The 12,110-nt window shown below is 64.9% G+C and carries 9 protein-coding genes; 3 read left to right on the plus strand and 6 right to left on the minus strand.

Annotation, left to right across the window (positions count from 1 at the left end; all coding sequences use genetic code 11):
* Nucleotides 1–194: 194 nt before the first annotated feature.
* Nucleotides 195–2,864 carry a TonB-dependent receptor gene (locus tag P0M04_RS02520; RefSeq protein WP_259448905.1) on the plus strand — a complete coding sequence of 890 codons (2,670 nt, stop codon included), beginning with the start codon at nucleotides 195–197 and terminating at the stop codon, nucleotides 2,862–2,864.
* A 57-nt stretch (nucleotides 2,865–2,921) separates the two neighbouring features.
* Here P0M04_RS02520 and corA read toward each other — a convergent pair whose 3' ends face one another.
* From corA to glnA, 5 genes are all read right to left on the minus strand, one after another.
* Entirely contained in the window at nucleotides 2,922–3,890 is a 969-nt protein-coding gene (gene corA, locus P0M04_RS02525) for a magnesium/cobalt transporter CorA (protein WP_259448904.1), read from the minus strand.
* A gap of 114 nt (nucleotides 3,891–4,004) precedes the next feature.
* A complete protein-coding gene (ntrC, locus tag P0M04_RS02530) occupies nucleotides 4,005–5,513 on the minus strand; it encodes a nitrogen regulation protein NR(I) (RefSeq protein ID WP_259448903.1) in 1,509 nt (502 codons plus the stop codon).
* 64 nt (nucleotides 5,514–5,577) lie between these two features.
* Nucleotides 5,578–6,663, minus strand: coding sequence for a nitrogen regulation protein NR(II) (gene glnL / locus P0M04_RS02535; RefSeq protein ID WP_371877281.1), 1,086 nt, complete (start codon nucleotides 6,661–6,663; stop codon nucleotides 5,578–5,580).
* 4 nt (nucleotides 6,664–6,667) lie between these two features.
* Nucleotides 6,668–7,078 carry a DUF4124 domain-containing protein gene (locus P0M04_RS02540; protein WP_371877280.1) on the minus strand — a complete coding sequence of 137 codons (411 nt, stop codon included), beginning with the start codon at nucleotides 7,076–7,078 and terminating at the stop codon, nucleotides 6,668–6,670.
* A gap of 267 nt (nucleotides 7,079–7,345) precedes the next feature.
* Nucleotides 7,346–8,761 (minus strand): type I glutamate--ammonia ligase, encoded by a 1,416-nt coding sequence (gene glnA, locus P0M04_RS02545; RefSeq protein ID WP_259448902.1) that lies wholly within the window; start codon nucleotides 8,759–8,761, stop codon nucleotides 7,346–7,348.
* Between the two features lie 317 nt (nucleotides 8,762–9,078).
* On the opposite strand from glnA, the gene P0M04_RS02550 reads away from it, so the two are divergent.
* Both P0M04_RS02550 and P0M04_RS02555 read left to right on the plus strand, forming a co-directional pair.
* Complete coding sequence (locus P0M04_RS02550) at nucleotides 9,079–9,537, plus strand: rhodanese-like domain-containing protein (protein ID WP_259448901.1); 459 nt, start codon at nucleotides 9,079–9,081, stop codon at nucleotides 9,535–9,537.
* 100 nt (nucleotides 9,538–9,637) lie between these two features.
* Entirely contained in the window at nucleotides 9,638–10,741 is a 1,104-nt protein-coding gene (locus tag P0M04_RS02555; RefSeq protein WP_259448900.1) for an NHL domain-containing protein, read from the plus strand.
* Here the strand turns inward: P0M04_RS02555 and P0M04_RS02560 are convergent, their stop codons facing one another.
* A complete protein-coding gene (locus P0M04_RS02560; RefSeq protein ID WP_259448899.1) occupies nucleotides 10,742–12,100 on the minus strand; it encodes a TAXI family TRAP transporter solute-binding subunit in 1,359 nt (452 codons plus the stop codon).
* Between the last annotated feature and the right edge of the window lie 10 nt (nucleotides 12,101–12,110).

The following is a 12,110-nucleotide window of genomic DNA, read 5'->3' on the forward strand; positions in this document are numbered from 1 at the left end:
ATTTCACAAAGAAATATTGTTTCAAATTTTTACAAGCGTTAATGCAAATCTGTCTGTTTTTGACGTAATTACACCACAAATCTGCGTGAATTTTAGTTTCTGTGGTGTATGTTTACTGTTCTTGAAATATTGGTTATCCGCTATTTCAAACTTGTAACCTACAAAACAGGACCAAGATGCTCACAGAAAAAACCATGGCGCGGACCCTGCGCCTCATATTCTCCGGCACGACGCTGGCAGCCGGCTTCGGTTTTGCCGGCACCGCCCTGGCACAAACCCAGGAAGTGCAGCAGGCGCCGATCGCGCGCGTCGAAATCACCGGCTCGGCGATCAAGCGTATCGACGCTGAAACGGCCGTGCCCGTCACCGTGCTCCGTGTCGAAGACCTGAAGAAGGAAGGTCTGACCACCATCGAGCAGGTGATGTCGAACCTGAGCGTTTCGCAGGCCCAGCAAGGCACCAGCCAGTCGGTTGGTTCCAGCACGGGCGGCGCCTCGTTCGCCAACCTGCGCGGCATCGGCCAGAACAAGACCCTGGTGCTGCTGAACGGCCGTCGCCTGGCGAACAACGCCTACGACAGCTCGGCCCCCGACCTGAACATGATCCCGTTCGCCGCGCTCGAGCGCGTCGAAGTGCTGCGCGACGGCGCGTCGTCGCTGTACGGCTCCGACGCCGTGGGCGGCGTGATCAACTTCATCACGAAGAAGAATTACCAGGGCGGCAGCGCCACCTTCGGCGAAGACGTCGCGTCGCACGGCGGCGGCCGTTCGATCAACGCGAACGTCGCGCTGGGCTGGGGCGACCTCGACACCCAGGGCTGGAACATCTCGGCCGTGATCGACCACCAGGAACAGTACCCGCTGACCGGTACCGACCGCTCGTACAACACCCGCTACCCGGGCGGCCTGTCGACCTCGACCTTCCCGGCCAACTACTACCAGGGCGGCGACAGCGTCAACCCGGCCGGCCCGGGCTGCACGACCGGCGTGCACCTGATTCCGGACGGCGGCACCGGCTGCCTGATGACGACCTCGTCGTTCGTCGACTACATCCCGCGCAACATCCGCGACTCCGGCCTGATCCGCGGCACCCTGAAGCTGGGCCAGCACGAACTGGGCGTCGAATACCTGACGAGCCAGAGCGTCGTCGGCACCACCATCGCCCCGGTCCCGTACGGCGGCCTGTACATGAACCGCCTGCGTCCGGACGGCACGGCCAACCCGTACTACCCGGCCGGCCTGGATCCGACCTACACCGAAGCCTTCATGCCGGACGGTGTGCAGCCGGGCTTCACGCACGTGAAATGGCGCGACATGCCGAACGGCGTGCGCCAGGACAAGAACACGAACCGCCAGCAGCGCCTGGTCGTCTCGCTGGCCGGCAACGTCGCCGGCTGGGACTACGACGGTGCCGTCACCTGGAACGAGAACCGCGTGCAGGAGCAGCTGTTCGGCTACAGCGACGGTGGCCTCATCACCCAGGGCGTCCGGGACGGCGTGATCAACCCGTTCGGCGACCAGTCCGCCGCAGGCACCGCGCTGCTGAACTCGGCCGCCCTGTCGGGCACCATCCAGACCGCGCGCGGCCAGACCACGGGCCTCGACTTCCACGCCAGCCGCGAGCTGGGCGACTGGCTGAACGCCGGCCGCGGCGCCGCCCTGGCACTGGGCGCGGCGACGACGTACGACAAGTTCACGAGCGCCGCGAATACCGAGTTTGCCGAGAAGGTCGTCGCCTCGACCGGTATCGACCCGAACACGCTCAACTCGGGCTCGCGTCACACGTACGCCGTCTACGGCGAACTGAACGTCCCGATCCTGAAAACCCTGGACGTGACGGGCTCGGTCCGCTACGACAAGTACAGCGACTTCGGCAACACGACCAACCCGAAAGTGTCGTTCCGCTGGCAGCCGACGCAGGCGGTGCTGGTGCGCGGTTCGTACTCGACCGGCTTCCGCGCCCCGTCGCTGTACGATATCCACTCGGCCCAGACCTTCACCAACACCGCCGGCACGTATGACGACCCGGTCAACTGCCCGGGCGGCAACCCGCTGCCGGGCCACTCGCGCGCCGCGAACTGCAGCCAGCAGTTCCAGGTGCTGGGTGGCGGCAACCCCGCGCTGCAGCCGGAGAAGTCGAAGAACGCCACGATCGGCATCATGATCGAGCCGCTGAAGAACCTGAGCGTCGGCGTCGACATCTGGGCCCTGAAGCTGGACCACCAGATCAGCGTGCTGAGCCTGGACGACATCTTCGCCGACAACGTCAAGTATGCCTCCCGGTACCACCGCAACCCGGCCGGCGAACTGTCGGTGGACGGTTCGCAGTGCCCGAACCCGGCGACCTGCGGCTACATCGAGCGCCTGAACGAGAACCTGGGCGGCATCATCACCAACGGTATCGACCTGTCGGCCAACTACCGCTGGCGCTCGGCCGGCTACGGCACGTTCTCGTTCGCGTCGAACACGACCTACGTCCACAAGTACGAGTACCAGAACACGGAAGGCGGCGAGTGGAACCAGAATGTCGGCGTGTACTCGGGCACGGGTCCGGTGTTCCGCTGGCAGTCGACCAACAACCTGGTGTGGAGCCGCGACGCCCTGTCGGCCGGCCTGACCGCCCGCTACAAGAGCGGCTACGTCGACCAGGATCCGACCAACCATGTCGCTTCCTACACGACGTTCGACCTGTACGGCGCCTGGCAGCAGAAGAAGGGCCTGGGCCTGACCGTCGGCGTGCGTAACCTGCTCGACCGCGATCCGCCGCTGTCGTACCAGGATTACACGTTCCAGGCCGGCTACGATCCGCGTTACACGGATCCGCTGGGCCGCACCTTCTACGCGCGCGTGAACTACACGTTCTAAGCACGTAGTCGCGCAGCAAATCAAAACGCCCGGTGTTCGCGCACCGGGCGTTTTTCTTTACAACCAGCCGGCCTTCCTGAAGCGCCGATAGAGGTAGACGCACACCGCGATCATGACGGCGAGCGCCATCGGATAGCCCCACTTCCATTCCAGCTCAGGCATGTACTTGAAATTCATGCCCCATACGCCGGCGAAGGCCGTGAACACGGCGAAGATTGCGGCCCACGCGGCGAGGCGTTTATTGACTTCGCTTTCGTCGATGGAGACCATCGACAGGTTCACCTGGATCGCGGTGCTGATCGTGTCGCGGATCGCGTCGAGGCGGCCGCCGATCCGGATCAGGTGGTCGTGCACGTCGCGGAAATAATCCTGCGTGCCGACGATGAGCGGGGGGACGCGGCCGCCGTGCAGCCGGCCGATCGCTTCCAGCAGCGGGAACACGGCGTGGCGCAGCACGAGGCCCTTTCTCTTCAATTGATACAGGCGCTCGACGTTCTCGCGCTGGGCGCCGTGCGTGAAGATGCGGTCCTCGATCGTCTCGAGTTCGGATTCGAGCATGTCGACGACGGGGAAGTAGCGGTCGACGACGGCGTCCATCAGCGCGTACATGACGAAGGCCGAGCCCATTTTCAATAGATGCGGTTCGCGCTCGGCGCGTGCGCGGACGCCGAGAAAACCCTTGGCGGAATCGCGGCGGACGGACAGGACGTAATTCTTGCCCGCGAAGATCGCCAGCTCGCCGGTGGCGAGGTGGTCGCCATCGACGAGATCGACCGTGTGCACGACGGTGAACAGGCAGTCGCCGTATTCCTCGATCTTGGGACGCTGGTGGCCGCGCGCGGCGTCTTCGACGGCCAGTTCGTGCAGCGCGAACTCTTCCTTCATCTGCGCCATTTCGGCGTCGGTGGCGTCGCGCAGCGCAACCCAGACGAAGCAGCCGGGTTTATCCAGGTAGTCGCTGATGTCTTCGACGGGGATGTCGCACAGCTTCTTGCCTTCCTGGTAGGCGACACAGTTGATCAGCATGTCATCGAAACGTTGTTGCAAAGATGACAGAGCTTACACCATCGTCCCATAGGCCGGCATTACGCCAACGCTCGCGTGGGCACGTGGTGCCCACGCGTTCAACCGGCGTATGCGTTATTCGTCCTTCGCCCCGTCGATGCCCAACTCGGCAATCTTGCGCGTGATGGTATTGCGCCCGATGCCGAGCCGGATCGCCGCGTCGTTCTTGCGGCCATGCGTGTGCTTCAGCGCCGTACGGATCAGCGCGGATTCGAACTGGCGGCCCAGCACGTCCATCACTTCCACCTGCCCGTCCGACAGCATGCGCGCGGCCTGCAGTTCCAGGAGGCCGATCCAGCCGTCGGCGCCATTCGGCAGCACGCCCGCTTCGGCGTGGTGCGCCATGCCGGACGACGGCGGCGCCAGCGTCACCGTGCCGACGCCGGAACTGATGCCGACGGCGATCCCATTGCCGCCGGCCGGCATGGGCTGGGCCTGGGTCAGGTCGCGCGGCAGGTCCTTCACCTCCACGGTCTGGCCCGGCGCCATCACCGTGATCCAGTTGCACAGGTTTTCCAGCTGGCGCACGTTGCCGGGGAGTTCCAGGCCGGTGAGGAAGCGCAGCGCTTCGTCGCTCATGCGCTTGGTCTCGACGCCCAATTGGCGTGCACTCTGCACCAGGAAGTGGCGCACCAGAATGGGGATATCTTCCCTCCGTTCGCGCAGGCTGGGCAGGCGCAGGCGGATCACGTTCAGGCGGTGATACAAGTCTTCGCGGAACAGGCCGTCGCGCACGCGCTGCTCCAGGTTCTGGTGCGTGGCCGCGATCACGCGCACGTTCGCCTTCACGGGCTGGTGCCCGCCCACGCGGTAAAAATGGCCATCGGACAGCACGCGCAGCAAACGCGTCTGCAGGTCGAACGGCATGTCGCCGATTTCGTCCAGGAACAAGGTGCCGTTCTCGGCCTGCTCGAAGCGGCCGCGCCGCATCGCCTGCGCGCCCGTGAAGGCGCCGCGCTCGTGGCCGAACAGTTCGGATTCCAGCAGGTCCTTCGGGATCGCGGCCGTGTTCAGCGCGATGAACGGCTGCTGCGCGCGCGGGCTGTGCTTGTGCAGCGCGCGTGCGACAAGTTCCTTGCCGGTGCCCGATTCGCCCGTGATCAGCACGGTCACGTTCGACTGCGACAGGCGGCCGATCGCGCGGAACACTTCCTGCATCGCGGGCGCCTGGCCCAGGATCTCGGGCGTCTCGCTCGGCGCGATGTCGACGCTGGCCTCGCGCAGGCTCTCCTCGAGCGCGCGGCGGATCAGGGCGACGGCCTTGTCGATGTCGAACGGCTTGGCCAGGTATTCGAAGGCGCCGCCCTGGAACGAGGCGACGGCGGAGTCGAGGTCGGAAAAGGCGGTGATGACGATGACCGGCAGGCCCGGATGGCGTTCCTTGACGGCGGCCAGCAGATCGAGGCCCGATTCGCCGGGCATGCGGATGTCGGACACCAGCACTTGCGGCGTGTCCGTTTCGAATGCTGTCAGCGCTTCGCGGCCGCTGGCAAAACTCCGGGTGGCGAGGTTCTCGCGCGCCAGGGCCTTTTCCAGCACCCAGCGGATCGATGCATCGTCGTCGACAATCCAGATTGGTTTCATGTAGTTCTACTTCCCGCGAAGGTTCAAGGGGGGATTGCCGGAGACGCCCCTCGATTTCACCCGCTTATGGCAGGGGAATCAGGATGCGGAAATCCGTCAATCCAGGCCGGCTTTCGCACTCGATCAGTCCCAGGTGCTGTTGCACGAAAGTCTGCGCCAAGGTCAGCCCGAGACCGCTGCCGCCTTCGCGCCCGGAGACGAGCGGATAGAAGATGCGGTCGCGGATATCGGGGGCGATGCCCGGTCCGTTGTCGATGATATGCAAGTCTAATGCCAGCCCGTAACGGACCTTCGCGAGGGTGACCTGGCGTGCCACGCGGGTGCGCAGGACGATCTCGGCGTCGCCCGCCGCAATGCGTGCGCGCAGGGCCTGGGCGGCGTTGTGGACGATGTTCAGGACGGTCTGGATCAGCTGTTCCTTGTCGCCGCGGAACTCGGGAATCGACGCGTCGTAGTCGCGCCGGATCGCGAGGCCCGACGGGAACTCGGCCAGCACGAGGCTGCGCACGCGCTCGCACACTTCGTGGATGTTGACGTCGCCCACGATGTGCGGACGGCGGTGCGGCGCCAGCAGGCGGTCGACGAGCGTCTGCAGGCGGTCGGCTTCCTTGATGATCACCTGCGTGTATTCGCGCAGCGAGCTCAGGTGCACATCCGGCAGCTCCAGTTCCAGCAACTGGGCCGCGCCGCGGATGCCGCCCAGCGGGTTCTTGATCTCGTGGGCGAGATTGCGGATGAGTTCCTTGTTGGCCAGGCTCTGGTCGAGGAGGCGCTCCTCGCGGTCGAGTTTCAGCTGCTGGACATTCTCGCGCAGCTCGACGACGACCTCGGCCTCGCCGGCCGCGCTGACGATGCTGTGCACGTGCAGCGGCTCGCGTGCCGGGCGGAACAGCGTGAGGTCCTGGCGCAGGTCGGCGTACTTGTGGGCGATCGCCTGTTCGCACAGGGCGCCCAGCTCGTCGCCGTTGGTAAACAGGCCGACGAGCTTCTGGCGCGACAGCGACTTGGCCGACATGTCGAGCAGGTGCTCGGCGGCCGGGTTGGCGTAGCGAACGAGCCCATCGGCATCCGCCACCAGCACGGCGGAGGCGAGCATGTCGAGGCCTGCGAAACGGTCGTGCTGGAGAGGATGGGCCGATGTCCCGTTCATGGTGTCATTTGATGTTGGCGATCTCGCGCTTGAGCGCTTCGACGTTCTTTTCGCTGCGGCCGATGTTGTCGCGCATCTGGGCCACGCGTTCCTGGTATTTCGCGTAATTCTTTTCGTTGCCCTGGCGTTCCGGCTCGCCGTTGTTATAGTCGCGCTTCAGGTCCGCCAGCTTCCGCTCCTCGGCACGCAATTCGTCCTCGAGGATCGCGCGGCGGTCGTCGTCGCGTGCCTTTTGCGTGGCACCGTCCACCCGCGGGAACCCCGCGGGGTTGGGCGCGCTTGCCGCCGGGCGCCCTGCTCCCTGGCGCATCGTCACCGCGGGTGCGGCGCGTGGCGCCGGTGCCGGGGTCGACGCGACATAGCCCGGCAGGTCGAGCACCTTGCAGCCTGGCTTGTTGATGTCGGTAAACTCCACCCGACCATCCTGGGCGACGCATTTATAAATAATGGAATCGGCCCGCGCCTCATGCGCGGCAAGTCCTGCGAGCAACAACAGACGCAGGAGGAAGCAGCTTGTCATTCGCATCAGGTCAGTCTGGATGCATGGTTGGGAAGCTTCCGACTATACCCCATCCAGTAAAAAACGCGAGGCAGCCGGCTGGCTTTCCCCGCGTTTTCGTTACCGTGTGGATACACTCCAGTGCCGTTCGTTTCCATTCCGGCACTGGGTGATGCCAACGAATTACGACGAGTAGTACATGTCGAATTCGGCCGGGTGCGGGGTCATGCGCAGGCGCTGGACTTCCTGCATCTTCAGGTCGATGTAGGCGTCGAGCATGGCATCGCTGAACACGCCGCCGCGGGTCAGGAACTCGCGGTCCTTGTTCAGGTTGTCAAGCGCTTCTTCCAGCGACGAGCAGACCGTCGGGATCAGCTTGTCTTCTTCCGGCGGCAGGTGGTACAGGTCCTTCGTCGCGGCTTCGCCCGGGTGGATCTTGTTCTGGATACCGTCCAGGCCGGCCATCAGCAGGGCTGCGAAGCACAGGTAGACGTTGGCCAGCGGGTCCGGGAAGCGGGTCTCGATGCGGCGGCCTTTCGGGTTCGCCACGTGCGGAATGCGGATCGACGCCGAACGGTTCTTGGCCGAGTAAGCCAGCTTGACCGGGGCTTCGTAGCCCGGCACCAGGCGCTTGTACGAGTTCGTGCCCGGGTTGGTGATGGCGTTCAGGGCCTTGGCGTGCTTGATGATGCCGCCGATGTAGAACAGCGCGGTTTCCGACAGGCCGGCATAGCCGTCGCCGGCGAACAGGTTCTTGCCGTCTTTCCAGATCGACTGGTGGACGTGCATGCCCGAGCCGTTGTCGCCGTTCATCGGCTTCGGCATGAAGGTGGCGGTCTTACCGTAGCTGTGGGCCACGTTCCAGATCACGTACTTCAGGTTCTGGGTCCAGTCGGCGCGCTCGACCAGCGTCGAGAACTTGGTGCCCAGCTCCATCTGGCCGGCGCCCGCCACTTCATGGTGGTGCACTTCGACCGGGATGCCCAGCGATTCGAGGATCAGCGAGATTTCCGAACGCATGTCCTGGAAGCTGTCGACCGGCGGGACCGGGAAGTAGCCGCCCTTGACGGTCGGACGGTGGCCGCTGTTGCCGCCTTCAAATTCCTTGTCGGTCGACCACGAGGCTTCTTCCGAATCGATCTTGACGAAGGAACCCGACATGTCGATTTTCCAACGGACCGAATCAAAGATGAAGAATTCCGGCTCCGGGCCGAAGTAGGCGGTGTCGCCGATGCCCGACGATTTCAGGTACGCTTCGGCGCGCTTGGCGATCGAACGCGGGTCACGGTCGTAGCCCTTGCCGTCCGACGGCTCGATCACGTCGCACTGCATGAAGACGGTGGTCTCTTCAAAGAACGGGTCGATGTTCGCGGTGTTCGGATCAGGGATCAGCAGCATGTCCGATGCTTCGATGCCTTTCCAGCCGGCGATCGACGAGCCGTCGAACGCGTGGCCGGATTCGAACTTGTCTTCGTCGAAGTGCGAGATGGGAACGGTCACGTGCTGTTCCTTGCCGCGGGTATCGGCGAAACGCAAATCAACGAACTTGACTTCGTTGTCCTTCAGCATCTGCATTACATCTGCGGCGGTCCTTGCCATTCCAATATCTCCTAAGTCAAAAAGGGGTGTCGATGCCAACCAAGCATGCGACAGGCGCATAACCTTCTAAGCAGAAATTATGCCAGCATTTTTCCATGAGCAAATAAATAATGATTACTTTGAGGCCGCTCAATTTGCCCCTTAAAATCAATGACACCTTAAGCGTGCACGATATTGATGCAAACTCATGCATACGCACCAAACAAGTGCAATTTATTAAGTATGCACCAAACTAATGCGCGATGCACCAAAAGTGCGAGGTCAAGCTTGGCAACGACCCGCGACGGTGCGCAACCAGCCTACAGGGAATTGATGACATGACTACGACCGACGAGATCCTCGCCAACGCCCGGGGCCGCACGCCCGGCCAGCCGTACGCGGGCGCCGTCACGCCCCGGGAAGCGTTCGAACTCCTGCAATCGGACCCCAGGGTGAAACTGGTCGACGTGCGCACGAATGCGGAGCGCGACTGGGTCGGCCGCCCGGCGATCCCGGAGACCCAGCACGGTGCGGTGCAATGGACGCTGTACCCCGGAGGTGCGCCGAACCCCGATTTCGCCACGCAGTTGCAGAACGTGGCGACCCCGGACGACGTCGTGCTGTTCCTGTGCCGCTCCGGCGTGCGCTCGCGCCACGCGGCGCGCACCGCGACGGAGCTGGGCTATGCGAATGCATTCGACATCCTGGAAGGCTTCGAAGGCGACCGCGATCCGGAAGGCCATCGCAAGACGGTCGGCGGCTGGTGCAAGGCCGGCCTGCCCTGGATCGGCGCCTGAGGTTCACTTCCTTTCCCGGCCGCACCGTGAGAATCGCAGAGATTCCGCGCGGTGCGCGCGTGCTAGCATGCGGGCTCACTGCTGACCTGGAGATGGAGCCATGACAATCGAATCCGCTGTTCGCACGCACTCTTCCCGCCTGCGTGTGCGCCTGCTGTGCGCAAGCGTCGCGGCGCTGCTGTGCGCATGCGGCCCCGGCGGGCCGAAGCGCGAGACGGACGACGGCAGCGGCGGCAGCGGTGGCGATAGCGGCCCCAGCACCGGGATCAGCGTGCTGGCGGGCGATCCGGTCACTGGCGGCAGCGCCAACAACAAGGGCACGTCCGCCCGCTTCAATACGCCGCGCGGCCTCGCGGTCGACACGAACGGCAACGTGTACGTGGCGGACCAAGGCAATCTGACGATCCGCAAGATCGCGCCGGATGGCACGGTCACCACGTTCGCCGGCGTGGCCAACTCCAGCGGCACCACCGACGGCAAGGGCAACCGCGCCCGCTTCACGCAGCCGACTGCCATCACGATCGACGGCAACGGCGACCTGTACGTCATCGACAATCTCTCGATCCGCAAGATCACGATGGACGGCACCGTCAGCACCGTCACCACGCTGTCGTTCGGGAACTTCGGCCTCGACGTCCAGAACTACCCGGCGGGGATCGCGGCCGACGGCGACGGCAATCTGTTCGTCACGTCAGGCGTGGACACGCGGCGCATTCCGATCTCGAACCCGAGCAACGCCAGGACGCTGGAAACCGGCGCCGTCTTCCCCGTCTACGGCACCGGCGTGCTGGTGCCGCGCGGCGTGGTCGTCGATCCGGACGGCACGGCATACGTCGCCGACCTGACCCGGACGCTCAGCCGCGCAACGTCCGGCGCCACCGCCCTGACGTCTTTCGTCGGTTCGCGCAACCAGGCCGGCAATGCCGACGGCAACGCGTCGACCGCCCGCTTCCAGCAGTTGGTCGCGCTCACCATCGACAAGAACGGAAACCTGTACGGCGCCGACGCCATCAACAACACGATACGCAAGATCACGACGCCGGACGGCACCGTCACGACACCGGCCGGCACGTCGAAGTCGACGACGCTCAGGACGGGCAAGCTGCCCGGCAGCTTCGCGCAGCTGCGCGGCATCGCGATCGACGGCAGCGGCAACCTGTACGCGACGTCGGGCAATGCCGTCGTGAAGATCGTGTTGCCGTAATTACGCGGCGCTCTTCGGCCCCAGCGTGACCCGCACGCGCTGGCGCACGAAGTTGATGTGGCTGCGCAGGCCGTACAAGGCATCCGCGTACGCCAGCGGGATCGAGATGTGGTTGACGCGCTGCTCGATGCCGTCGAGGCGGCGCAGCAGCTCCGCCTGCGCTTCGTCGCGGTGTTCGTCTTTCGCGTTTTCCAGCGCCTGCTCGACGGCACGCAACTCGCCGTACCAGCGGTACACGCGCGAACGGATGCGCCACACGTACAGCGGCGGCACGATCTTCGACAGCGGGATGATCAGCGCCGCCAGCGCCACCACGACGACCCACAGCCGGTCGAACAGGTTCGCCAGCCAGAACGACAGGTAGCGCTGCAGGAACGGCGGACCGTCGCGGTAGTATTTCGCCGCCTCCCGCGCCACCGGGATCTCGGTGTAGCGCGGCGACGGGAATTGCCCCTGCTGCTGGAACCAGCCGGTGCCGCCGTGGATCTCGGTGGCCGCCTTCACGAACAGGTCGATCAGCGCCGGGTGCAGGTCGTCGCGCGCCACCAGCGTGGCCGTGGGCGCGATCAGGTGAAAATCCTGGGCCGGGATGTCGCGCCCGAGGTCGACGATCCCCCGTGGCAGCACGACGTGCGTGAGGAACGGCAGCCGGCGCGTGTACGCCTCGGCCTGGCGGAAGTTGAACAGGCGGATGCCCGGCGTCTGCAGCAGCATCTGGATCAGCGGCGCTTCCGGCGCGGAACTGAAGACGAGACCGTCGATGCGCCCCGCCAGCAATTCCACCGTCGCGGGCGTGTTCTCGAGCGCGGAGATCCTGAGCTGGCGCGGCTCCAGGCCGTTCACGGCCAGGATCTGGCGGAACAGTTTCGGTACGCCCGTCCCTTCCGGCCCCAGGTTGATGCGCAGGCCCTTCAGTTGCACGAGGCTTTGCACGTCGACCTTGCGGCCATGCGCATCGCGCTCGCGCAGGAACAGCCAGACGGGTTCCGTGAACAGGCTGCCCAGCGACACGAGGCCGCGGCGCTCGGCCTGGGCCTCGCTCGTCGATCCGCTCTGCACGAACGCGATGTCGGCCTTGCCGTCGATGAGGCGCTGCAGGTTGTCTTCCGATCCCAACGAACGCTGAGACTCCACCTTGATGCCGTCGCGGGCGAGGATGGTGGCGTACTTGCGGCCGAATTCCTCGTAGGCGCTGTTCTCCTGCCCCGTCGCGAGGATCACGTGGCGCGGCGGCGCGGGATCCACCACGATATACGCGACGATGCACGCGGCCAGCACGAGCACGGCCGTCGGCGCGACCGCCACGAGCAGGTCGCGCAACGAGACGAGACTGAATTTACGCAGCGGAAGCCGCTTCATGCGGCCCGGC

The sequence above is a fragment of the Telluria mixta genome, from assembly GCF_029223865.1.
GTDB classification, from domain to species: domain Bacteria; phylum Pseudomonadota; class Gammaproteobacteria; order Burkholderiales; family Burkholderiaceae_D; genus Telluria; species Telluria mixta.